Genomic DNA, 24182 nt, shown 5'->3' on the forward strand with positions numbered 1-24182 from the left:
ATTATAAAATAAGTTAAACCTTTGTCAAAATTTCAAACTTTGGCAAAGGTTCTTTTTTTCTTTGTAACTTTGCACAGTAAATAAAATTCAATACCATGTTCGGAATAGGAGGAGGAGAACTTTTCTTCATTATATTAATTTCAATTATGATTTTTGGTTCCAAAGGAATTCCAGATGTCGCTCGATTTTTGGGAAAAACAATGGCACAACTAAAAAATGCGTCTAACGAAATTAAAAGCGAAATCCAAAGAAGTGCAACAGAAAACGGAGTTGATGTAAATTCATTAACTGGAGGAATTTCTGACGAAATTAAAAAAGCAAAAGAAGGAATTGCAAAAGCTGTAAATCCAATGGAAAATATAGCATCAGATATTACTAATCCTATTGTTAAAGTAAAAGAAGATATCGAAAATTTATCAGGACCTATTAAAAGACAACATTAATTTTGGAAGAACTATTAAAATTAGATAAGGAATTATTTGTTTTTTTAAACGGATTAGGAAGCGCTCCTTATGATGATTTTTGGAGCATAATCACAAAACAAATTTATTGGTCTCCCTTGTTTATTGGAATCTTTTATTTAATTCAAAAAAAAGTAGGCTGGAAAAATTTTGGAATTATTGTTGTTTTTTTGGCGCTTTTAATAACATTTACAGATCAGATTACTAATTTGTTTAAAAGCGGATTTCAACGTCTTAGACCATGTAATAACCCTGAAATTAAAGATGCAATTAGAATTGTCATTCATAGGGATTCTTTTAGTTTCTTTTCAGGCCATGCTTCTAATTCAATGGGTTCAACAATGCTTATCTTTCTGATAATTAGAAAATACTATAAACATACTTATTTATTATTCTTTTTTCCGCTGATCTTTGCTTACAGTAGAATTTATTTAGGATTGCATTTTCCGTTAGATATAGTAACAGGTTATGTCTTTGGAATTATAAATGCAATTATCTTTTATAAATTATATACTTTATTCATGAATAAATTTTTTTATAAATAAACTATAATACTCTTGTAACTGATAAGCCGTCACGAATAGGTAATAAAACAGTTTCAACTCTTGAATCTTCGTTGATTAATTTGTTGTATTCAACTAAAATTTTTGTGCTTGTATCTTTTGGATTCAATTCTTCTAAAACTTTTCCGCTCCATAATACATTGTCAGACAAAATTATTCCACCTTTATTCATCATAGGAACAATCATATTATAATAATTGATATAATTTTCTTTATCAGCATCAATAAAAACTAAATCAAACTTTTTATTCAAATTCGAAATAATTTCCAAAGCATCACCTAAATGGGAAGAAATTTGATTTTTAAAGTCAGATAATCCAAAATATTTTTCCTGAATCTCAACCAACTCTTCATTAATATCAATCGTGTCTAAAGTGCCATCTTTTTGCAAACCTTCTGCCAAGCATAAAGCAGCATAACCTGTGTAAGTTCCAATTTCTAAAATATGTTTTGGATTAATGATTTTAGACAACATACTCAAAACACGACCTTGAAAATGACCACTCAACATTCGAGGTTGCATAATCTTTTGGTGCGTTTCAATATCCAACTCTTTCAAAAGTTGAGGCTCTTTTTGACTATGGTTTGCAACGTAATCTTCTAATTCTTCTGATATGAAATTCATTTTTATCTTATTTTATTAAATAAATCTTTAACTTTTATTAATTCTTCTTCATAAGTTGTTGAAGGATTTATAAGTTCAATATAAATCTTTCTACCTTCTTTTATTCCTAATAGTATTGTGTGTTCCTTATTTTTTTTAAATATATTATAGATAATACTATTTTTTATTTCTAAATTAGAATCTTTAAAAATAGAATTTGCTTTTTCTAGCCAAGAAAGTTCTAACCAAAATATGTTAGCTATTTTTCTTTGAGTATAAGTCTTGTTTTTTGTTTTTAAGTGTTTACTACTAATTTGAATCTCATCTAATTCTGAATTTGTAATACAAACATAGTGTTGGTTTAATGTGTTTCCATAATTAGATTTCGAAATGATTTCATATTTTTCAGGTAGAAAAAAAACTTCTTTTGATGGTATTTCTTTATAAGTATAAGCATAATATCCTTTTAGATTTTTTGAGTCAACATTATGATTACTATTGATACTAGTAGAACAACTAATTAAAAAAGACGTTATTAAAAGCATGCAATTTTTTTTCATTATTTATATTTTATTCAAAATTACAAATAAACAATTTAACACCTAAACAATTTAAACTAACTTTGCCAAATGCAAACGACAAAAAAGGACATAAGGGCTTTAACGAAAGAACAACTTCGCGAATTTTTCGAAAAAAATGGAGATAAAGCTTTTCGAGGAAATCAAGTTTACGAATGGTTGTGGAGCAAAAGTGCTCATTCTTTTGAGGCTATGACAAACATTTCAAAAGAAACTCGCGAAATGTTGCAAGCTAATTTTGTAATTAATCATATAAAAGTTGATACAATTCAACGAAGTGAAGACGGAACCGTAAAAAATGCTGTTCGTTTGCACGATGATTTAATTGTAGAAAGTGTACTTATTCCAACAAAAACTAGAACAACTGCCTGCGTATCAAGTCAGGTTGGTTGTAGTTTAGATTGTAGTTTTTGTGCAACAGCTCGTTTAAAACGTATGCGAAATCTTGAACCAGGAGAGATTTATGATCAAGTTGCAGCGATTGATAACGAAAGTCGCTTGTATTTTGACAGGCCTTTGTCAAATATTGTTTTTATGGGAATGGGAGAACCTTTAATGAATTACCCAAACGTAATGAAATCTATTCAGATGATTACTTCAAAAGAAGGGTTGGGAATGTCACCAAAAAGAATCACAATTTCTACTTCTGGAGTTTCAAAAATGATTAAAAAAATGGCTGATGATGAGTCAAAAGTCAAGTTAGCTGTTTCTCTTCATTCTGCAATCGAAGAAACTCGAAATAAAATCATGCCTTTTACCAAAAATTTTCCTTTACCAGAATTGCGTGAAGCCTTAGAATATTGGTATCAAAAAACAAAAAGCGCAATAACATACGAATATGTAGTTTGGAAAGGAATTAATGATGATAAGCAATCTATTGATGCTTTAGTCAAATTCTGCAAATATGTACCTTGTAAAGTCAATTTGATTGAATATAACCCAATTGATGATGGAGAATTTCAACAAGCTTCAGAACAAGCAACTAAAGATTATATTACTGCTTTAGAAAAAAACAAGATTACTGTAAAAGTTAGAAGAAGTCGTGGAAAAGATATTGATGCTGCTTGTGGTCAATTAGCCAATAAGTCTTAAGTTTTTTACTGAAAACTAATTACTGAACACTGCTAACTTATTTAAGAAGCTAATCCAGCTATCCACTATATCTTTTTAGCCCTAACAGGTTTCAAAAAACCTGTTAGGGCTAAAAAGGATGCCGTTCCTATCTGGGCTAAAAACTTCGTATTGCTTTGTTCTAATCGTTGTTTTAATTACATTTGCTTTCACAATGAAGATAGTAGAACAAATAAAGCAACCTATAGCAAAAGAAATGAAACTTTTTGAAAAGAAGTTTCACGAATCGATGTCCTCCAAAGTCGCTTTATTAAACAGAATTACTTACTACATTGTAAACCGAAAAGGAAAACAAATGCGACCTATGTTTGTTTTCTTAACGGCCAAAATGATTTCTGACGGAAAAGTAAACGATCGAACTTATCGTGGTGCTTCAGTAATCGAATTAATTCATACGGCAACTTTAGTTCATGATGATGTCGTAGATGATAGTAACAAAAGAAGAGGTTTCTTTTCTATAAATGCCCTTTGGAAAAACAAAATCGCAGTTTTAGTGGGTGATTATTTACTTTCAAAAGGACTATTGCTTTCTATTGATAATAACGATTTTGATTTACTTAAAATAATTTCGGTTGCCGTACGCGAAATGAGTGAAGGTGAATTACTTCAAATCGAAAAAGCAAGAAGATTAGACATCACCGAAGATATTTATTATGAAATTATCCGACAAAAAACAGCTACACTTATTGCTGCTTGTTGTTCACTTGGTGCTTGTTCTGTTGATCCAGAAAATACTGATGTTGTCGAAAAAATGCGAAAATTTGGTGAGCTAATCGGAATGGCTTTTCAAATAAAAGACGATTTATTCGATTACACAGATGAAGCGATTGGAAAACCAACAGGAATCGACATCAAAGAACAAAAAATGACTCTACCTTTAATTTATGCTTTGAATAATTGTTCTTCTAAAGAAAAAAAATGGGTAATCAATTCGGTTAAAAATCATAATAAAGACAAAACAAGAGTCAAAGAAGTGATCCAATTTGTAAAAGACAAAAACGGATTAGTTTACGCAGAACAAAAAATGGTGCAATTTCAACAAGAAGCCCTTCAGCTCCTACAAGATTTCCCAGAATCAGAATATAAAGCCTCATTAGTTTTAATGGTTAACTACGTTATTGAAAGAAAAAAGTAAATCAATATCAAGTTGAATGACAATATCAATTTCAAAAAAAAGTTTTAGAATTTGGAATTTATTTTTTGGAATTTTCTACATTTTTACAACCATTTCAAATTCATTCTCGTCTATGTAAATAGAAGACCAATTCTAAATTCAGAATTCTAATTTCTAATTTCAAAATGAAAGTAATACAATTACATCAACAAGAAAAAGAACTCATTCAATTAGCTGTCGAAAAGAATCGACAAGCACAACACCAATTGTATACAGATTTTTCACCTAAGATGTTAAGCGTTTGCCGACGATACATTAAAGATGTTCATCATGCTGAAGATGTAATGATAACTGCTTTTATGAAAGTGTTTACAAACCTCAAGAAATTTGAACACAAAGGAAGCTTTGAAGGTTGGATAAGAAGAATAATGGTTAATGAATGCATTGATTACATTCGAGTCAAGAAGAACAATTTCAATCATCAAAATATAGAAGAAACTGTTTTGCCCAATGATTTTTCTGAAGAACAAGATTTTTCAACTGAAGATATTCAATTATTGATAGATAATTTACCAGAAGGTTGTAAAATGGTTTTCAATCTTTATATAATTGAAGGATACAAACACAATGAAATAGCCAAGATGTTAAAGATTAATGAAGGAACATCAAAATCACAATTAGCTCACGCACGAAAATTATTGCAAGAGCAAATTAACAAATTAAAGAATAATCAAAATGACATCGCAACTAAATAGTTTGTTGAAAACAAACATCCAACAAATTAAATGCGATTGCATAAATTACCTATAAAAAATAAAAATCAGAATTTATGAAACTAAATAATTTTGAAAAACAAGTACAACAAAAACTAAGCAATCGCGAGATAAAGCCCAGTGCAAATTCTTGGGACAGACTAGATGCTATGTTAAGTGTTGAAGATAAACCAAAGAAAAAAGGATTTTTTTGGATAAATATTGCAGCATCATTCATTGTGCTTGCTTCAATTGGATATTATTTTTATAATCAAAATGAAGTTCTGATTCCTGCTAAAGAAGATTCAATAATTGTTGAGGTTGAGAATAAAAAAGAGGTTGTAGAAGAGGTAAAAGAAGCAAGAAACGAGAAGCAAGAAGAAGTTTTAGTTGAAAATGATAATAAGTTAGAAAAATCAAATCAAGTTGTAAATCAAAAAATTTCAAATACTTCAAAAATCAATATTCAGCAATTAGCAATCAACAATCAAACAGTTTCAATCATCAATCAATCAAAAGAAGACAATAATAATAAGGTTTCTGTTGCTGCAATAAATAATCAACAGCTAACGAGTAAAAAGAAATATATTTCAGCAGAAAAACTACTAGCAGAAGTTAGTAATACAAAATTTGAAAATAAAAGTTCAGAAAAAGAAATTAAAAACATTAAAAAAAGAATTTCTGTAAATCCAAATACATTATTATCAAATGCTGAAACAGAAATCTACCAATCATTTAGAGAAAACGCTTTAGAGCGTCTAAATAAAAATTATAATGCTATTAAAACAGTGTTAGCGAATAGAAATTACGAAGACGAATTATAATTATCATCAATCATTAATCAAAAAACGAAAATCATGCAAAAAATTATTTTTTACACAGTTATCATGTTGCTCTCATTTGTTGGGAAATCAATTGCTCAGGAAAAATCATTTGAAGAAAGAGCTAAAGAAATTGGAAATCAAATAGAAATGATCACCAAAGAAGAAAAAAAAGCACTAAAAGTTGAAATTGAAGCTTTAGACAAACAAATTATTGAAGGAAAAATTTCTAAAGAAAAAGCAGGCGAACTTAAATTAAAAATTGCCGAAGAACGAGCTTCGAATATTGAAATTAAAGTAGCAATTGAGGAAGAAAAACTAAATCAATTGATTCAAGACAAGGTAGATGGTAAAGTTAAACATACAGCAGATTCAACAATCGTAAGAATTGGAAAGAGATTTGTAATAAGAATAGAGAATGACACTATTGATAGAAAGCCTAAAGAATATAAAGAGCGAAGAACAACTTCTCAATTTGTATTTGCATTGGGATTAAATAACCTTATCACAGAAGGAGAAAATATTGAGAAATCTGATTTTCGTGTCGCAGGATCACATTTTTATGAATGGGGAATAACATACAACACAAGAATATTGAAAAGTAACAACTTATTACATGCAAAATATGGTTTTTCTGTAATGTATAATAATCTTAGACCAACAGACAATAGATTGTTTGTTAAAAACGGAAATCAAACAGAATTGCAAACTGCTGCTGTTGATTTAAAAGAATCAAGATTACGAAATGTACAATTGGTATTGCCACTTCATTTAGAATTTGATTTTACACCAAAAAAATATTCAAAAAGATTCTCTCAAGACAGTACAAAAACCTATTTCAGAACTCATGAATCTTTAAGAATTGGTCTAGGTGGTTATGGTGGATTTAATCTTAAATCAAAACAAATCACTAAATATGAATTAGATGGCGATAAAGTAAAAGATAAACAAAAAGGAGATTTTAATACTTCCGATTTTGTTTACGGATTAAGTGGTTATATCGGTTATGGTCAAACAAGTTTGTATGTGAAATACGATATGAATCCATTATTCAAAGATAATGCAGTTGATCAAAACAACATATCACTAGGTCTTCGTTTCGATTTTAATTAAAATTTGAGTTTGTTATTCATACTTTCCTACAAGGTTTTCATAATCTTGTAGGTTTTTTTGTTTTATAACTTTGTATCTTTGATACCTTGAAACTATAAAAATTTGATATCACAAGCTTCCATAGAAACCGTTTTTGAAACTGCTCGAGTAGAGGAGGTAATTGGCGATTTCGTAAATTTAAAACGTGCAGGTAGTAATCTTAAAGGGTTAAGTCCTTTCGTGGATGAAAAGTCTCCTTCGTTTATGGTTTCTCCAGTGAAACAAATTTGGAAAGATTTCTCCAGTGGAAAAGGAGGAAATGTAGTTTCATTTTTAATGGAACATGAACATTTTACATATCCAGAAGCCATTCGGTATTTAGCCAAAAAATACAATATAGAATTAGAAGAAACCGTTCAAACGGATGATGATTTAGCGATTGCAAATGAAAAGGAAAGTATGTATTTGGTTTCTGAATTCGCAAGCAAGTATTTTCAAGATATTTTATGGAATAATGATGAAGGAAAAGCAATCGGTTTATCTTATTTTAAAGAAAGAGGTTTTACTTCTGATACCATTAAAAAATTTAATTTAGGATATTCTCCAGAAAGTTGGGATGCTTTTACAAAAGAAGCTTTAGGTAAAGGTTATAAACTTGATTATTTAGATAAAACGGGACTTTCAATAGTAAAAGAAGACAAGCAATTTGATCGATTCAAAGGTCGTGTTATGTTTCCTATTCAAAGTATGAGCGGGAGAGTTTTAGGTTTTGGAGGTCGAATTTTAAACAATGATAAAAAAGCTGCAAAATATTTAAATTCACCTGAAAGTGATATTTACCACAAAAGTAAAGTCCTTTACGGAATTTATCATGCAAAACAATCGATAGCTAAACTAAATAATTGTTATTTGGTTGAAGGTTATACAGATGTAATTCAATTCAATCAAGCCGGAATTGAAAATGTAGTTTCGTCTTCAGGAACAGCTTTAACTCCAGATCAAATTCGATTAATAAATCGTTTAACGCCAAATATTACTGTTCTTTTTGATGGTGATGCTGCGGGTTTACGGGCTTCTGTTCGTGGAATTGATTTAATTTTGGAAGCTGGAATGAACGTAAAGGTTTGTACATTTCCAGATGGTGAAGATCCAGATAGTTTTGCGAAAAAGACTTCTTATGATGATTTAGTACTTTATTTAGAAGAAAATGCTAAAGACTTTATTCAATTTAAAGCTTCTTTATTGATGCTTGATGCGAAAAATGATCCTATCAAAAAAGCAGATTTGATTCGTGATATGGTTGTGAGTATTTCAAAAATTCCAGATAGAATTAAACGAGAAATCTACATTCAAGAATGTGCTCGAATAATGGATATTTCGGAAGATGTTTTATTTAATACTTTGGCGCAATTAGTCAAAAAAGATGTTTCTGAAGCCAATAAACAATATAAATCAGACCAAAAAGCGTTTGATGTTGTCAAAAATGATACAACTGCACAGATAGCAAAAGTTGATATTCAATATGTACTAGAACATCAAATTATTCAAATCTTGTTATTGTATGGTGATCTTGAAGAAGATTTTGAAGATATTTCCCATAAAGCTAACGAAGAAGGCGAATTATTTGAACATAAAGAAATTAATAAATACAAAGTATATCAACGTATTTACTTGAGTTTACAAGAAGATGAGGTTGAATTAGCAAACCCAATATTTAGTGCTATTTATAATGATATAATAGCCTATTATAACAGAGTTGAAAAGTTTGACATAGAACATTACTTGCAACAAATTCCAGAAGAAATCGCGCAAGAAGTAACTTCAATCTTAATGAATGAAGAAAGAGAAGTTATTCACAATTGGGAAGGTCAACAAATAGTTGTAAAACTTAAAGAGCAAACTGTTCCTCAATTCGTTACTGAAACAATTTTAACTTTAAGATGGTATTTGGTGAATAAAATTATTGACGAACTTAAATCAGATATAATTGAAAAGAAACAAGATGACAACACAGAAATATTATCTATGGTAAGAGATTATTTAGGATTAACCAACGTGTTTTCTAAAAAATTAGGAAGAGTAATAAGTAGACATCATTAAACCAATTGAAATGTTTTTGCTTTGTTAATTAAGTCAATTAAATTAGTAACGTTTAATTTGTGTAATAAACGAAGTTTGTAAGTACTAATGGTTTTTTCGTCTAACCCTAAAGTTTTAGCGATTTCTTTATTCTTTTTACCGTCAGCCAAATACTTTAAAACCTCAATTTCTCTAGCAGATAATTTTTTGTGTAAACGATCGCTATTTTTAGAATCATTTTGGTTCAATTTTTTTACAGCTTCACTAGTGTAAATATTCCCCATTGAAACTGATTTTAGGGCAGCAGCAAAGTCCTTCATGCTTGCACTCTTCTCTAAGTAACCTCTAACGCCAACTTTTAATGCATTATTAGCATAAAGGGTTTCAGAAACATTTGAGAAAATAAAGAATTTTGTAGTAGAATAATCCTTGACTAAAATTTTGACATCTCTAATACTAGAAAGGCCAGTTAGTTCAATATCCATTATAACTAAGTGAACAACTTTATTGTCCAATAGTTCGTGTAGGTCTTCTAAAGAAGACACGTTTCCTATAACATCAAAATCAACAGAATCTTTTAAGTATGATTTTATGCCTTGATAAATTACAGGATTGTTATCAGCGACGCAAATTTTAATCATTTTATTTATATTATGTGTAAGTAAATTTACAAAAAAATGTAATATCGTCGATAGATTATGTGGTTATTTTAACTCTTGTGGGATTTTACAGACAGGAACAGGATTTATTTTATGTAAATTCAGAAAATTCAGTCGTTTGTAAATTGCAAAAACGGTTAATTCTCTTCCAAAAAAATCATTTTCTGTTTTTCCTTTTTCAAATTCTGCCATTGCCCATTCTAATTCATCATAGTTAGCGCCAATTTGATCTTCATCACTTCTGTCGTCTCCAAAAAGCCCATCTGTTGGTTTTGCAGTCAAAATACTTTCGGGAACTTGAACAAATTTTGATAGTAAACGAACTTCACTTTTTAATAAATCTGCAATCGGACTCAAATCAACTCCACCGTCACCATATTTCGTAAAAAAGCCTACCCCAAAATCTTCTACTTTATTACCAGTTCCAGCTACTAAAAAACCGTGAATTCCAGCTAAATAGTATAAAGTTGTCATTCGTAATCTTGCTCTCGTATTGGCTAATGATAAATTATAAGCAGCTTCATTTTTAGAAATTGGCACTTCATTTTTAAACGTTTCGAAAGTTGGAGTTAAATCTACTCGTTCATTTAAAACATTTGGAAATCGCTTTTTCAATTTATCAATATGTTCGTTTGCTCTATTAACATGACTTTCAGCTTGATGTATAGGCATTTCTACACATAATGTTGGCAAACCTGTTTGTGCACACAGAGTAGAAGTTAACGCACTATCAATTCCACCTGATATTCCCACAACAAAACCCTTAACTTTTGCGTTAGTAGCATAGTCAAGTAACCATTTTACTATATGATTATTAATTTTTTCTGCTTGAAATTGAGATGAAACTGTCATAATTTTATTAAATAATTTATACTATTAAATGTATATTTGCAACTTGATTTATTTTCCATAAAAATATAATTTTTTTTACAATGAAGAAGTATATCTTACTATTTATTACCAGTTTAATTATTGTCTCGTGTAAAAAAGAGACTAAACAAGAGGTTGATGTTTCAGCAATTCCTGTGAGTTTTAAAATTGAACGCTTTGATCAGAAGTTTTATACGTCTGAACCTCAAGATTTACCAAAACTTAAAGATGAATATCCTTTTTTGTTTCCTAGAGAGGATTCTGTTTATTTGAATATGTTAAACGAACCTATTTACAAAGAATTGTTTAATGAAGTTCAAAATAAGTATAAAGAAATAGGTAAGCTTGAAGTAGGTATTGAAGATGTTTTTAAACACATAAAGTATTATTTTCCTGAAACTAAATTACCAAGAGTTATCACATTAATTAATGAAGTTGATTTAGATAAAAAAGTAATTTTTGATAAGGATTATTTATTTATTTCTCTTGATTGTTATTTGGGTGAAAATCATCGTTACTACGAAGCATTTCCGGAGTATAAACGTATTGAGCTTAAGGAGTCTCAAATCTTACCCGATATAGTAAGCAGTTTTTCATATGGTAGAATTTCGGCTCCTAAAAACAGAGCTTTACTTTCTCTTATGATATATATGGGTAAAGAATTGTATATGAAAGACTTGTTAATTCCAGATGTTTCTGATTTTGATAAAATTGCTTACACAGAAGATAAATATAGATGGTGTCAGGAAAATGAATCTGAAATATGGAGTAATTTTATAGAGAATAAATTATTGTATGACACAAACCCAAAAAATGAACAGCGTTTTATGAACGATGCACCATTCTCTAAATTTTATTTAGAAATTGACAACGAATCTCCAGGAAGAGTAGGCGCTTGGGTTGGATGGCAAATTGTTAGAAGTTATGCAGAAAATCATCCTGATGTAAAATTGCAAGATTTACTTGCAATGGATGCAAAAAAATTATTTGAAGAATCAAAATACAAACCAAAAAAGTAATGGCAAATAAAAAATCAGAAATAAAATTCTTAGTAGAATTAGACGAAAATAAAATTCCAGAAAAATTAAGATGGACAGCACAAGATGGTGGTGTAGAATTAGAAGAAACCAAAGCAATCATGTTAGCTATTTGGGATAATAAAACCAAAGAATCTTTGCGTATTGATTTATGGACAAAAGATATGCCTGTAGACGAAATGAAACAATTTTTTCACCAAACGTTAGTAGCTATGGCAGACACGTACAATAGAGCAACAGCAGATGAAAAAATGACAGCAACTATGAAAGACTTTTGCGATTATTTTGCCGAAAAATTAGAGTTGACTAAATAAATATAACTGTTGGAAAATAAACATTGATATTGTTTTTTATAGATTCTGAAATATGTTCGGAATCTATAAAAAAGCAATTTAAAACTCATTCATGTTTTTAAACATATCTTGATTTACATTATCAATAAACTCCAAAACACCTTCTCTACCAAGTCCTTCTGTTGATGAAGTTGTAAAGTACTGAGGCATTTCAGCCCAATTGTTGGCTAATATTTTCTTTTTATAAGCAGCAATATGCGAATCAACTTTCGTTTTTCCTATTTTATCAGCTTTAGTGAAAATTATACAAAAAGGAACTTCAGTTTCTCCAAGATAAGTAATAAACTCCAAATCTATTTTTTGTGCTTCTAATCGAATGTCAATCAAAACAAAAGCACATACTAATTGCTCTCTTTTTTCAAAATAATCCGTTATAAATTGCTGAAAAACTGCTTTAGTTTTCTTTGATACTTTAGCATAACCATAACCTGGTAAATCAACTAAATACCAATTATTATTGATCTTAAAATGATTGATTAGCTGTGTTTTTCCTGGTCTTGCCGAAGTTTTTGCTAATTTTTTTCGCTCTGTCAACATGTTGATTAAAGATGACTTTCCAACATTAGAACGACCAATGAACGCATATTCTGGTAACGGTTCATTCGGACATTTACTAACTTCAGAGTTACTAATAATAAATTCGGCTGTATTGATTTTCATTGTATGTAAAATAAAATTCCCCAATTAAAGGGGAATAATGTTATAAGTTATGTTTTTGTAACCAGTTTAATAAAATGGTATTAAATTCTTCTGGTCTTTCCATCATGGCTGCATGACCGCATTTGTCAATCCAAAATAATTCAGAATTTGGTAATAATTCATTAAATTCATCAGCTACATTTGGTGGAGTTACTTTGTCATTTTTTCCCCAAATAATACACGTCGGTGTGGTCATTTTAGGTAAATCAGCGGCCATATTATGACGAATAGCACTTTTGGCAATAGTTAGTGTTTTAATTAATTTAATTCTATCATTAACAGTTGCAAATACTTCGTCAATTATTTCTTTTGTGGCAATTTTTGGATCATAAAAAACATCTTCAGCTTTCTTCTTAATGTATTCGTAATCTCCACGTTTTGGATAACTTTCTCCCATGGCACTTTCATATAGTCCAGAACTTCCTGTAATAACCAAACCTTTCATTAATTCAGGATACATTTTTGTGTGATATAAAGCAATATGGCCACCAAGTGAATTTCCTAATAATATAACTTTATCTAGTTTTTTATGAATAATAAAATCATGAACAAATTTTGAAAATGCTTTCACATTGGTTTTTAAGATACTTTGTGAGTAAATAGGCAACAAAGGAATAATAACTTTATAGCCTTTTGAAGGTAAAAAATTAGTTACACCATCAAAGTTACTTAAACCACCCATTAAGCCATGAAGTATGATTACCGGTGTCCCTTCACCAACTTCATAGTAGGTGTATTTTTTTTCTTTTTTTAACATAAAAAAAATTCGTATTAGAAATATATGCAAATATAAGACTTTTAAAAACAGTTAAACAAAAAAATAATAATTAGAAATATTTGTCATTTTCTTACAAAATTTAACACCAAATAGGTAATAATTAGCTTATTAACAAAATGAGGCTTTGGTTGATAACTTTAAAAGTTAGGCTTTAACTTTTATTTAATAATTGCAAAGGCTAAGTATTTATTCGACTTGTTAAGTTTTTAAAAATTTTCAAATTTTCAATTCATCCCTTTTTTTAGTCAAAACGAGTATAAACTTATCAACAAAGTGGTAGATTGTGGTAAATAGTGGTAAAAAATTTATATTTTTGTCATTATTAAAGTCAAAATCCCATTGTGAACACACTAATTGGAACATATGAATGTAAGGTAGATGCCAAAGGAAGGCTTATGATACCAGCACCACTAAAGAAACAGTTTGCTTCTTTGGAGGATGGTTTTGTATTGAAGCGTTCTGTTTTTCAGCCTTGCTTAGAATTATTTCCGATGAGTGAGTGGAATATAATGATGGCTAAAATCAACAAGTTAAATCGATTTGTAAAGAAGAATAATGATTTCATTAGACGATTCACTGCAGGAGTAAAAGTGGTTGAAATTGATGCTACTGGAAGGTTGTTAATCCCAAAAGACTTAATCGTTTTTGGTCAAATTGAGAAAGACTTAGTGTTGTCTTCAGCTATCAATATTATTGAGATTTGGGATAAAACTTTATATGAAAACGCAATTGAAAATGCTACTGACGATTTTGCTGATTTAGCAGAAGAAGTAATGGGTGGCCAAAATGAAATCGAAGATGGAATATCATAATCCAGTATTATTGAAGGAGACGGTTGATGGATTAAATATTCATCCAGATGGAGTATATGTAGATGTCACTTTTGGGGGTGGTGGTCATTCGAGAGAAATGATTTCAAGACTAGGAGTAAATGGAAAATTGTTTGCTTTCGATCAAGATTTAGATGCTTTGGAAAATGCGCTTGATGATGACAGATTCACATTAATAAATGAAAATTTCAGATTTATAAAAAGGTTCTTACGTTTTCACGGAATAAAACAAGTAGATGGAATTTTAGCTGACTTAGGAGTTTCATCGCATCAATTTGATGTAGCAGAAAGAGGTTTTTCAACTCGTTTTGAAGCTGAATTAGATATGCGAATGAATCAAAAAGGGGAACTTTCAGCATATCATGTAATTAACGAATACGAAGAAGCTGCATTAAAAAGTGTTTTGTTAGAATTCGGAGAATTAAAAAATGCTGGAGCAATGGCAAATGTTATTGTTAATGCACGAAGAGAAACTCCAATTAAAAATTCAGAACAATTAAAAGAAATATTAAGCCGCTTTTTACCGGGTCACAAAAGCAATAAAATATTAGCTCAGATTTATCAAGCCATCCGAATTGAAGTAAATCAAGAAATGGAAGCTTTAAAAGAATTTTTAACTCAATCCTTAGAAATTCTTAAACCAGGAGGAAGATTAAGTGTGATTTCATATCATTCTTTAGAAGATAGACTTGTGAAGCGATTTGTTAAAAATGGAATGTTTGAAGGAGAACCAGAAAAAGATTTCTTTGGAAATTTTGAAGTGCCCTTCAAAACAATCGAAAAGTTAATAATTCCTTCTAAAGAAGAGATTGCTATTAATAATAGAGCAAGAAGTGCAAAATTAAGAGTAGCCGAAAAAAAATAAGAATATGTATTCGCAATTAATAGCAAGTTTTTTTTAGAAAAACTTCAAGATTAAAAAAGTAATACCATATAGGATATATAAAAAAATAAACTTTTACATACATGAAAGCAAATATCTACAGTTTGTTAAAAGCAAAATTTTTGGTGAGTGATGACTCATTAAAGAACTGGAAGTTTATTGTGTTTCTAATAGTTTTAGCCATGATAATGATTGCAAATAATCATAGATATGATGCAAAGAATTATAGAATTACCGAGTTGACAAATGAAGTAAAAGAATTGCGTTCAAAATTTGTAGACACACGTTCTGATTTAATGAAACTTAAAATGGAATCTACAATTACAACAAAAATGGAAGCTAGAGGCATAAAACCTTCTGAAGTTTCGCCCCAAAAAATAAAAGTTTTAAAAACAGAAGAAAAAAGTATAGTTGATAAAATATGGCAATAGAGGAAAAAAATAATTCATTAAGAATGTATTTGGTTGCAGGTATCATGTTTGTGATAGCTGTTCTCGTTGTTATAAAACTAACCAATATACAATGGGTTGACGGACCCTATTACCGCCAATTGGCTAAAGATTTAACGGTTAAAAATTTTCAAATTCCTTCGAATAAAGGAAATATTTATTCTTCTGACGGAAGTTTATTAGCTACATCAATTCCAGAATATACAGTTCGTTTTGATGCAATAGCTCCAAAAAAGGAAGATTTTGAAGAAAATGTAAGTATGCTTGCGGATTCATTATCTATTCTTTTACAAAAACCAGCAGGTCAAATTTTAACAGAATTAAGAAGAGCAAGAGCTTCACAAAATAGATACTTATTAATAGCTAGAAAATTAAGCTATACTGAGTATATGAAGATTAAAGGATTTCCATTGTTCAATAAAGGGACTTACAAAGGTGGAATCATTACGGAACAGAAAACAGTTCGCGAACATCCAATCGGAAAAATTGCTGAAAGAACAATCGGGTATGAAAGATTAAATGCAGACGGATCAACAAATGGAAAAGGAATTGAATATGCCTTTAAAAAATATTTAGACGGAAGCAATGGGCATAGAATGATGCAGAAAATTGCAAAAAATCAATGGAAACCAATTAGCGATGTTAATGAATTAGAGCCTCAAGATGGTTATGATATTATTTCAACAATAGATGTTTACATCCAAGATATTGCACATCATGCTTTGTTAAAACAACTAGAATATTACCAAGCTGACCATGGTTGTGTAGTAGTAATGGAAACAAAAACGGGTGAAGTAAAAGCTATTTCAAATTTAGGAAGAGATGAAGACGGAACCTATTACGAAACTCAAAATTATGCTGTAGCTGAATCAACAGAACCTGGCTCTACATTCAAGTTGGTAGATTTAATTGCTTTATTGGATGATAAAAAAGTAGATACTAGCAAGGTATACGATACACAAGGTGGAGTTGTGAAGTATTATGGAAAATCAGTTCGTGACTCTCACAAAGGTGGTTATGGAAAGATATCTTTAGCTAGAGGATTTGAACTTTCATCAAACACGGTTTTGGTGCAAGCAGTTCATGAGAATTATAAAGATAATCCAAGCGAATTTGTAAATAGAATTAATACTTATGGTTTAAATAAACCTTTGGGATTGCAATTTATTGGTGAAGGAATACCAAAAATACCACAACCTGGTACAAAAGCTTGGTCTGGAATTGCCTTGCCGTGGATGGCTTATGGTTATGGTGTGTCTGTAACTCCATTGCAAACCTTAGCACTTTATAATGCTGTTGCAAATGATGGAAAGATGATTAAGCCTTTTTTTGTAAAGGAAATTAAAGAATGGAATAAGTCAATTCAAAAATTTGAAACAGAAGTGATTAATGAAAAAATATGTTCTGATGAAGCCCTTAAGAAGGTAAGAGCAATTTTGTTAAATGTGGTTAAAAAAGGAACGGGTTCAAAATTATATTCGCCAAATTTTTCGATGGCCGGAAAAACAGGAACCGTTCAAATGAATTATAGAGATAAATCGAAACTTTATTATGCTTCATCTTTTGTAGGCTATTTCCCTGCGGATGAACCAAAGTATTCTTGCATTGTAGTGGTGCATAAACCAAATGTAGAAGCTGGTTATTATGGTGCTGATGTTGCTGGGCCAGTTTTTAAACGTATTGCACAAAAAATTTATACAGATGCTCCTTCGACAAATGAAGTAAAGAAATTAGATAATAAAATTCCAAGTCAAGAAAAGTCATATACTAAGCTATATGACATAAAAACAAGTGAGAATATAATGCCAAATGTAAAAGGAATGCCTGTTATGGATGCTGTTGTTCTCTTGGAAAATCTTGGGTTAAAAGTAAAAGTAATTGGAAGAGGAAAGGTTGTAAGACAATCAGTAGATAAAGGACAAAGATTCAATAAAAACCAAGTTGTAACATTAGAATTATCGTGAAAATTTTAAAAGACATATTATACAAAGTAGCCATTGAAGCCGTAAAAGGATCAACAGATGTTGCTATTAATTCAATTGACTTTGATTCAAGAAAAGTTTCATTGAATGATGTATTTGTAGCTATAAGAGGTTCTGTTTCTGATGGGCATAATTTTATTGAAAAAGCAGTAAATCAAGGAGCAATAGCAGTTGTGTGTGAAGAGTTTCCTGAAAGAATAATCAATGGTGTGACTTACATTCAAGTAAAAAACACCAACGAAGCTTTAGCCTTTTTAGCAAATAATTTTTACGATAATCCTTCTTCACAATTAAGATTAGTCGGAATTACAGGAACAAACGGAAAAACAACTGTTGCTTCATTATTATATCAACTATTCAAAAAAGCTGGATACAAAGTTGGGTTACTTTCAACAGTAAAAATTCTTGTCGATGAGTACGAATACAAAGCAACGCATACAACACCAGATTCACTAACAATCAATCATTACTTAAACGAAATGGTTAATGAAGGTTGTGAATTTTGTTTTATGGAAGTAAGCTCGCACGGAATAGACCAAAAGCGTACTGAAGCCTTGCAGTTTGAAGGTGGCGTTTTTACTAATTTATCTCACGATCATTTAGATTATCACAGCTCATTTGCTGAATATAGAGATGTTAAAAAAAGCTTTTTTGATGGTTTAACTAAAAGTGCTTTTGCCTTGACAAATGTTGATGATAAAAACGGAAGTGTAATGCTTCAAAATACAAAAGCTAGAAAATTGTCTTATGCTCTAAAATCGTATGCAGATTATAAAGCACAAATTTTAGAAAGTCAATTAACAGGTTTGTTATTAAAAATAAATGACAATGAAGTTTGGGTAAAACTTATCGGAAACTTCAATGCCTACAACATGTTAGCAATTTATGGAGTAGCTATCGAATTAGGAATAGAAAAGATTGAAGCATTACGCTTATTAAGTGAATTAGTAAGTGTAGCAGGAAGATTTCAATTTATCATTTCAAAATCAAAAATTACAGCAATTGTTGATTATGCTCACACTCCTGATGCACTTGAAAATGTTTTGCAAACGATATCAGAAATTAGGACTAAAAATGAACAATTAATTACAGTTGTTGGCTGTGGTGGAGATAGAGACAAAACTAAACGTCCAATAATGGCAGACGTGGCTTCACGATTAAGTGATAAAGCTATTTTGACTTCAGATAATCCAAGAACGGAAGTTCCTGAAACAATTATCGAAGATATGGAAAAAGGAGTTGAACCTCAAAACTTTAAGAAGACAGTTTCAATTGTAGATAGAAAGCAAGCTATAAAAACGGCTTGTATCATGGCAAATGAAAACGATATAATACTAATTGCAGGAAAAGGTCATGAAAACTACCAAGAAATAAACGGAGTTAGACATGATTTTGATGACTTAAAAATAGTAACCGAATTATTAACCCAACTAAATAAATAGAAGATGTTATATTATTTGTTCCAATATTTAGAAAGCAATTTTGATGTTCCAGGAGCTGGGTTATTTCAATATATTACTTTTCGTTCGGCATTAGCTATTATTTTATCATTGCTAATTTCTACAGTTTTTGGTAAAAGAATCATCAACTTTTTACGCAATCAACAAGTCGGAGAAACGGTTAGAGAATTGGGCTTAGAAGGTCAAAAAGAAAAAGCTGGTACACCAACAATGGGTGGAATCATTATAATTATTGCAACACTTGTACCTGTTTTATTATTAGCCAAGTTAGATAATATTTATGTGATTCTTTTGATAGTAACTACTCTTTGGATGGGAACTATTGGATTTATAGATGATTATATCAAAATTTTTAAAAAAGATAAACAAGGTTTAAAAGGAATTTTTAAAGTAATAGGTCAAGTTGGTTTGGGGTTAATTGTGGGAAGTGTTTTGTATTTCAACGATGGGGTTACAGTAAGAAAAGATACTGCAGAAACTAGAGTTACTGCTTCAAACACTGCTTTAAAATCAATGTTGGAAGAAAAATCAACAGCAACAACAATTCCTTTTTTCAAAAACAATGAGTTCGATTATGCCGAAGTGTTAAGTTTTATGGGTGATGGTTACGAAAATTGGGCTTGGATAATTTTTATTCCAGTTGTGATTTTTATTATCACTGCTGTTTCAAACGGGGCAAATCTTACAGATGGAATCGATGGTCTCGCAGCAGGTACATCAGCCATATCAGTTTTGGCACTTGGTATTTTTACATTCGTTTCGGGGAATATCATTTTGTCTGATTATCTCAATATAATGTATATCCCAAATTCGGGTGAAATGACTGTTTACATAGCTTCATTTATAGGAGCATTAATTGGGTTTTTATGGTATAACTCTTATCCAGCATCAGTTTTTATGGGTGATACAGGAAGTTTAACCATTGGAGGAATCATTGCAGTATTAGCAATTTCTGTTAGAAAAGAATTATTACTGCCTATTCTTTGTGCCATCTTTTTTGCCGAAAATTTATCAGTAATCATTCAAGTAAGTTATTTCAAATACACTAAAAAACGATTTGGCGAAGGAAGAAGAGTTTTTCTCATGTCACCGTTACATCATCATTATCAAAAAAAAGGATATCACGAAAGTAAAATAGTAACACGTTTTTGGATTGTTGCCATCATGCTTTCTATTCTAGCAATTGTAACCTTAAAACTAAGATAGTATGAAAAGACTTGTAATTCTTGGTGGTGGAGAAAGTGGAGTAGGAACAGCAATCCTTGGAAAGAAAAAAGGATACGATGTTTTTGTGTCTGATTTCGGAAAAATTAAAGATAATTATAAAGAAGTTCTTGGACTTAATAAAATTAACTGGGAAGATGAAAAGCATACAGAAGATTTAATTCTTAATGCTGATGTTGTGATGAAAAGTCCAGGTATTCCTGAGAATGTTCCAATAGTTAAAAAACTTGTAAAAAAAGGCATTCCAGTTATTTCAGAAATTGAATTTGCCTATCAATATACAGATGCAATTACAATAGGTATCACAGGAAGTAATGGAAAAACAACCACAACATTGTTAACCTATCATTTGTTAAAACAAGGAGGTTTAAATGTTGGAATTGCAGGAAATATTGGAAAAAGTTTTGCATGGCAAGTAGCGGAAGATAAAGTAGATGTTTATGTGTTAGAATTAAGCAGTTTTCAATTAGACGGAATTGTTAATTACAAACCACATATTGCAGTAATAACAAACATAAGTCCAGATCATTTAGATCGATATAATTATGATTACGGATTATACATTGAGTCAAAATTCAGAGTGACTTTAAACCAAACTGAGAATGATTTTTTAATATATGATGATGATGATGATGCTATTTCAATATGGCTAAATAATAATAAAATAAGAGCCAAAAAATTACCTTTTTCATTAAAACACAAAGTCGAAGAAGGAAGCTATTTAGAAAACAAAACCCTTTATAATATCACAAACAACAAACAAATTAATATGCCAACAACAAACTTATCACTAGACGGAATGCATAATGTGAAGAACGCAATGGCTGCTACAACTATTGCACAGTTAATGAACATTAGAAAACAAACAATCAGAGAGAGTTTGTCAAATTTCCAAGGAGTAGAACATCGTTTAGAAAAAGTACTAAGAATTGAAAATGTTCAGTACATAAACGATTCAAAAGCGACTAACGTTAATGCCACCTTTTTTGCCCTAGAAAGTATGGAAACACCAACAATATGGATTGTCGGTGGAGTTGATAAAGGAAACGACTACACAGAGTTGATGCCTTTAGTAAACGAAAAAGTTAAAGCCATCATTTGTCTTGGAGTAGATAACAAAAAAATTATCGACTCTTTTAACAACATTGTAGACATAATGGTCGAAACTTCTTCAATGGAACAAGCCGTAAAAGTAGCTCAAAAAATTGCAGAAAGAGGAGATACAGTTTTGTTATCACCTGCTTGTGCGAGTTTTGATTTATTTGAAAATTATGAAGACAGAGGAAATAAATTTAAAAGTGCAGTAAGAGGATTATAATGAACAATTTTATTAATAACTTAAAAGGAGACAAAGGAATTTGGGCACTAGTGTTTTTACTAGCCTTGATTTCGTTTATGCCAGTATATAGTGCAAGTACAAATCTTGTCTATGTAATAGGTAAAGGCTCTACTTTGGGTTATTTAGTAAAACATTTGGGTCATTTGTTTTTGGGGTTTTGTATCATTTATTTTGTGCATAAAATGCCTTATCATTATACTAAAGCCTTGTCAATGTTATTGATGCCTTTAGTTATTGTTTTGTTGATTTACACCATGTTTCAAGGCACAACAATTGGTGGAGCAAATGCAAGTCGTTGGATAAGTATTCCTTTTGTAGGGCTGAGTTTTCAAACTTCATCATTAGCCTTTATAGTGTTAATGGTATATGTAGCAAAGTATTTAGCGAAAATAAAAGAGAAAGAATTCACTTTCAAATCATCATTGATTGAATTGTGGATGCCTGTTTTTTTAGTACTGATTCTAATTTTGCCAGCTAACTTTTCAACCACTGCATTAATTTTTGTAATGGTATGTATGTTAGTTTTTGTAGGACAATATCCTATTAAGTATTTAGCAGCAATAATTGGTGCTGGAATTGTGATGTTAACCTTGTTTATACTAATGGCAAAAGCCTTTCCGGATGCAATGCCAAACCGTGTTAAAACTTGGGAAAACCGTATTGAGCGATTTTCAACTAATAAAACAGATGAAGATAATTATCAAATTGATAAAGCAAAAATTGCAATTGCTTCAGGAAGAATTTATGGACTTGGTCCAGGTAAAAGTGTGCAGAAAAACTTTTTACCTCAATCTTCTTCCGATTTTATTTATGCAATTATTGTAGAAGAATATGGACTTATTGGCGGACTAGGCATATTGTTCGTTTACATGTTATTATTCTTTAGATTTATCGTTTGTGCACATAAAGCTTCATCGTTTTATGGTAAATTGTTAATTATAGGTTTGGGATTTCCAATTATATTTCAAGCATTAATCAATATGGGTGTTGCGGTTGAACTTTTACCTGTAACCGGACAAACTTTACCGTTAATTAGTAGTGGAGGAACTTCTATTTGGATGACTTGTGCTGCAATTGGAGTTATCTTGAGCGTGAGTAAAAAAGATGAAGAAGTTGCAGCTGATTTATTAGAATCTGAAAAAAGAAATGATGCCTTACAAAGAATTATTGATAAAGAAATTCAGTTAGAAGTAGAAAGAGAAGATGAACAAAAGGAGTCAAAAGAAGAATCAAGTAAAAATCCTTTAGAACCCGTATTAAATCAATAATAATGAGTATCAAAAAATTCATAATCAGTGGTGGTGGGACAGGTGGACATATCTATCCTGCAATCGCTATTGCCAATGAATTAAAAAATAAATTTCCAGATGCTGAGTTTCTTTTCGTAGGAGCAAAAGATAAAATGGAAATGCAAAAAATACCTCAAGCAGGGTATGAAATCAAAGGCCTTTGGATTGCAGGTTTGCAACGAAAATTGACGTTAAAAAATGCAATGTTTCCATTTAAATTAACGTCTAGTCTATGGAATTCATATTTAATTTTAAAAAAATTTAAACCAAATGTTGTTGTCGGAACAGGTGGTTTTGCTTCTGGAGCTGTACTAAAAATGGCAACGATTTTAAATATTCCAACACTAGTTCAAGAGCAGAATTCTTATCCAGGAATTACGAATAAATTATTGGCTAAAAAAGCAAATTCAATTTGTGTAGCTTATGAAAATTTAGAACGTTTCTTTCCAAAAGAGAAAACCAAATTAACTGGAAATCCAGTTCGCCAAGATTTAATTTCAGTTGAAAGTAAAAGAGAAGAAGCTATAGATTATTTTAATTTAGATAAAGCAAAAAAAACCTTGTTGGTTTTAGGAGGAAGTTTGGGAGCAAGAAGAATAAATCAATTAATAGCTCAAGAATTAGATTTTCTTTTAGCGAATAATATTCAAATCATTTGGCAAACGGGTAAGTTATATCATGAACAATATAATAACCTTACTGCTGCAAATGTTCGAGTAGTTTCTTTTATTGATAGAATGGATTTGGTTTATGCAGCATCAGATTTTATAATCTCTCGTTCAGGTGCTTCGTCAGTTTCAGAGTTGTGTATTATTGGAAAGCCAACAATTTTTATTCCTTCTCCAAATGTAGCTGAAGATCATCAAACAAAAAACGCTAAAGCAATTTGTGATAAAAACGCAGCAATACTTATCAAAGAGTCAGAATTAGAAAACCAATTTGAGACAGTTTTTAAAGATTTAATTTCAAACGAAGAAAAACAGAAAACATTAAGTCAAAATATAAAAAAGTTAGCAAAACCAAATGCTACAAAAGATATAGTTGATGAGATTGTTAAACTATTGAACTATTAAATCGTTTAACTATTCAAAAATATACGATTACACAATTTAACAAATAAGCGATTATACTTAAA

At 30.3% G+C, this 24182-nt stretch carries 25 protein-coding genes; 19 read left to right on the forward strand and 6 right to left on the reverse strand.

All coding sequences use genetic code 11. The annotated features are described in order from the left end of the window. The first annotated feature begins 95 nt into the window (after positions 1-95). Positions 96-443 carry a twin-arginine translocase TatA/TatE family subunit gene (locus AAC008_RS06765; protein ID WP_339888255.1) on the forward strand — a complete coding sequence of 116 codons (348 nt, stop codon included), beginning with the start codon at positions 96-98 and terminating at the stop codon, positions 441-443. A 2-nt stretch (positions 444-445) separates the two neighbouring features. Continuing rightward, a complete protein-coding gene (locus tag AAC008_RS06770; RefSeq protein ID WP_339888256.1) occupies positions 446-1006 on the forward strand; it encodes a phosphatase PAP2 family protein in 561 nt (186 codons plus the stop codon). 1 nt (position 1007) lies between these two features. On the opposite strand, the gene AAC008_RS06775 is transcribed toward AAC008_RS06770, so the two are convergent. Together AAC008_RS06775 and AAC008_RS06780 are read right to left on the reverse strand one after the other, a co-directional pair. After that, positions 1008-1649 (reverse strand): O-methyltransferase, encoded by a 642-nt coding sequence (locus tag AAC008_RS06775; protein ID WP_339888257.1) that lies wholly within the window; start codon positions 1647-1649, stop codon positions 1008-1010. A gap of 2 nt (positions 1650-1651) precedes the next feature. Then, positions 1652-2188, reverse strand: a complete 537-nt coding sequence (locus tag AAC008_RS06780; protein ID WP_339888258.1) for a hypothetical protein — start codon at positions 2186-2188, stop codon at positions 1652-1654. Between the two features lie 69 nt (positions 2189-2257). Between AAC008_RS06780 and rlmN the strand changes: the two genes are divergently transcribed. The 6 genes from rlmN (at position 2258) to dnaG (ending at position 9216) form a co-directional block, all read left to right on the forward strand. Then, positions 2258-3298: a 23S rRNA (adenine(2503)-C(2))-methyltransferase RlmN gene (rlmN, locus tag AAC008_RS06785; RefSeq protein WP_339888259.1), complete on the forward strand. Its 1041-nt coding sequence runs from the start codon at positions 2258-2260 to the stop codon at positions 3296-3298. A 193-nt stretch (positions 3299-3491) separates the two neighbouring features. Continuing rightward, positions 3492-4472, forward strand: a complete 981-nt coding sequence (locus AAC008_RS06790) for a polyprenyl synthetase family protein (protein ID WP_339888261.1) — start codon at positions 3492-3494, stop codon at positions 4470-4472. 164 nt (positions 4473-4636) lie between these two features. After that, positions 4637-5206, forward strand: coding sequence for an RNA polymerase sigma factor (locus AAC008_RS06795; protein ID WP_339888262.1), 570 nt, complete (start codon positions 4637-4639; stop codon positions 5204-5206). Positions 5207-5280: 74 nt separating this feature from the next. Further along, a complete protein-coding gene (locus tag AAC008_RS06800) occupies positions 5281-6027 on the forward strand; it encodes a hypothetical protein (RefSeq protein ID WP_339888263.1) in 747 nt (248 codons plus the stop codon). Positions 6028-6060: 33 nt separating this feature from the next. Next, positions 6061-7137: a hypothetical protein gene (locus AAC008_RS06805; RefSeq protein ID WP_339888265.1), complete on the forward strand. Its 1077-nt coding sequence runs from the start codon at positions 6061-6063 to the stop codon at positions 7135-7137. Positions 7138-7239: 102 nt separating this feature from the next. Then, entirely contained in the window at positions 7240-9216 is a 1977-nt protein-coding gene (gene dnaG / locus AAC008_RS06810; protein WP_339888266.1) for a DNA primase, read from the forward strand. Here dnaG and AAC008_RS06815 read toward each other — a convergent pair. Beyond that, complete coding sequence (locus AAC008_RS06815; protein ID WP_339888267.1) at positions 9213-9836, reverse strand: response regulator transcription factor; 624 nt, start codon at positions 9834-9836, stop codon at positions 9213-9215. The two genes, dnaG and AAC008_RS06815, sit on opposite strands and share 4 nt — an antisense overlap. Before the next feature lie 63 nt (positions 9837-9899). Next, on the reverse strand, positions 9900-10706 hold the full coding sequence (gene nadE, locus AAC008_RS06820; RefSeq protein WP_339888268.1) for an NAD(+) synthase: 807 nt from the start codon (positions 10704-10706) through the stop codon (positions 9900-9902). Between the two features lie 80 nt (positions 10707-10786). On the opposite strand from nadE, the gene gldB reads away from it, so the two are divergent. Then, positions 10787-11743, forward strand: coding sequence for a gliding motility lipoprotein GldB (gene gldB, locus AAC008_RS06825; protein WP_339888269.1), 957 nt, complete (start codon positions 10787-10789; stop codon positions 11741-11743). Beyond that, on the forward strand, positions 11743-12075 hold the full coding sequence (gene gldC / locus AAC008_RS06830; RefSeq protein ID WP_339888270.1) for a gliding motility protein GldC: 333 nt from the start codon (positions 11743-11745) through the stop codon (positions 12073-12075). The genes gldB and gldC overlap by 1 nt, the downstream gene beginning before the upstream one ends. Before the next feature lie 78 nt (positions 12076-12153). Here the strand turns inward: gldC and yihA are convergent, their stop codons facing one another. Together yihA and AAC008_RS06840 are read right to left on the reverse strand one after the other, a co-directional pair. Continuing rightward, positions 12154-12774 carry a ribosome biogenesis GTP-binding protein YihA/YsxC gene (gene yihA / locus AAC008_RS06835; protein WP_339888271.1) on the reverse strand — a complete coding sequence of 207 codons (621 nt, stop codon included), beginning with the start codon at positions 12772-12774 and terminating at the stop codon, positions 12154-12156. A 40-nt stretch (positions 12775-12814) separates the two neighbouring features. Continuing rightward, positions 12815-13570: an alpha/beta hydrolase gene (locus tag AAC008_RS06840; protein ID WP_339888273.1), complete on the reverse strand. Its 756-nt coding sequence runs from the start codon at positions 13568-13570 to the stop codon at positions 12815-12817. A gap of 362 nt (positions 13571-13932) precedes the next feature. Here AAC008_RS06840 and mraZ point away from each other — a divergent pair, with 362 nt between their 5' ends. From mraZ to murG, 9 genes are all read left to right on the forward strand, one after another. Then, the gene (gene mraZ / locus AAC008_RS06845) at positions 13933-14403 is read left to right on the forward strand and encodes a division/cell wall cluster transcriptional repressor MraZ (RefSeq protein ID WP_339888274.1); all 471 of its coding nucleotides are present in this window, start codon (positions 13933-13935) and stop codon (positions 14401-14403) included. Then, entirely contained in the window at positions 14378-15286 is a 909-nt protein-coding gene (gene rsmH, locus AAC008_RS06850) for a 16S rRNA (cytosine(1402)-N(4))-methyltransferase RsmH (RefSeq protein WP_339888276.1), read from the forward strand. Before mraZ ends, rsmH begins: the two co-directional genes overlap by 26 nt. Before the next feature lie 101 nt (positions 15287-15387). Then, positions 15388-15735, forward strand: a complete 348-nt coding sequence (locus tag AAC008_RS06855; RefSeq protein ID WP_339888277.1) for an FtsL-like putative cell division protein — start codon at positions 15388-15390, stop codon at positions 15733-15735. Then, positions 15726-17717 carry a penicillin-binding protein gene (locus AAC008_RS06860; protein WP_339888278.1) on the forward strand — a complete coding sequence of 664 codons (1992 nt, stop codon included), beginning with the start codon at positions 15726-15728 and terminating at the stop codon, positions 17715-17717. The genes AAC008_RS06855 and AAC008_RS06860 overlap by 10 nt, the downstream gene beginning before the upstream one ends. Further along, positions 17714-19177: a UDP-N-acetylmuramoyl-L-alanyl-D-glutamate--2,6-diaminopimelate ligase gene (locus AAC008_RS06865; protein WP_339888279.1), complete on the forward strand. Its 1464-nt coding sequence runs from the start codon at positions 17714-17716 to the stop codon at positions 19175-19177. The genes AAC008_RS06860 and AAC008_RS06865 overlap by 4 nt, the downstream gene beginning before the upstream one ends. A gap of 3 nt (positions 19178-19180) precedes the next feature. Next, positions 19181-20401: a phospho-N-acetylmuramoyl-pentapeptide-transferase gene (gene mraY, locus AAC008_RS06870; protein ID WP_339888280.1), complete on the forward strand. Its 1221-nt coding sequence runs from the start codon at positions 19181-19183 to the stop codon at positions 20399-20401. A gap of 1 nt (position 20402) precedes the next feature. Next, entirely contained in the window at positions 20403-21737 is a 1335-nt protein-coding gene (gene murD, locus AAC008_RS06875) for a UDP-N-acetylmuramoyl-L-alanine--D-glutamate ligase (protein ID WP_339888281.1), read from the forward strand. Beyond that, complete coding sequence (locus AAC008_RS06880) at positions 21737-23026, forward strand: FtsW/RodA/SpoVE family cell cycle protein (protein WP_339888282.1); 1290 nt, start codon at positions 21737-21739, stop codon at positions 23024-23026. The genes murD and AAC008_RS06880 overlap by 1 nt, the downstream gene beginning before the upstream one ends. Positions 23027-23028: 2 nt before the next feature. Continuing rightward, positions 23029-24120 carry an undecaprenyldiphospho-muramoylpentapeptide beta-N-acetylglucosaminyltransferase gene (gene murG, locus AAC008_RS06885; RefSeq protein ID WP_339888283.1) on the forward strand — a complete coding sequence of 364 codons (1092 nt, stop codon included), beginning with the start codon at positions 23029-23031 and terminating at the stop codon, positions 24118-24120. Positions 24121-24182 lie beyond the last annotated feature (62 nt).

The organism is uncultured Flavobacterium sp., assembly GCF_963975515.1.
Lineage (GTDB): Bacteria > Bacteroidota > Bacteroidia > Flavobacteriales > Flavobacteriaceae > Flavobacterium.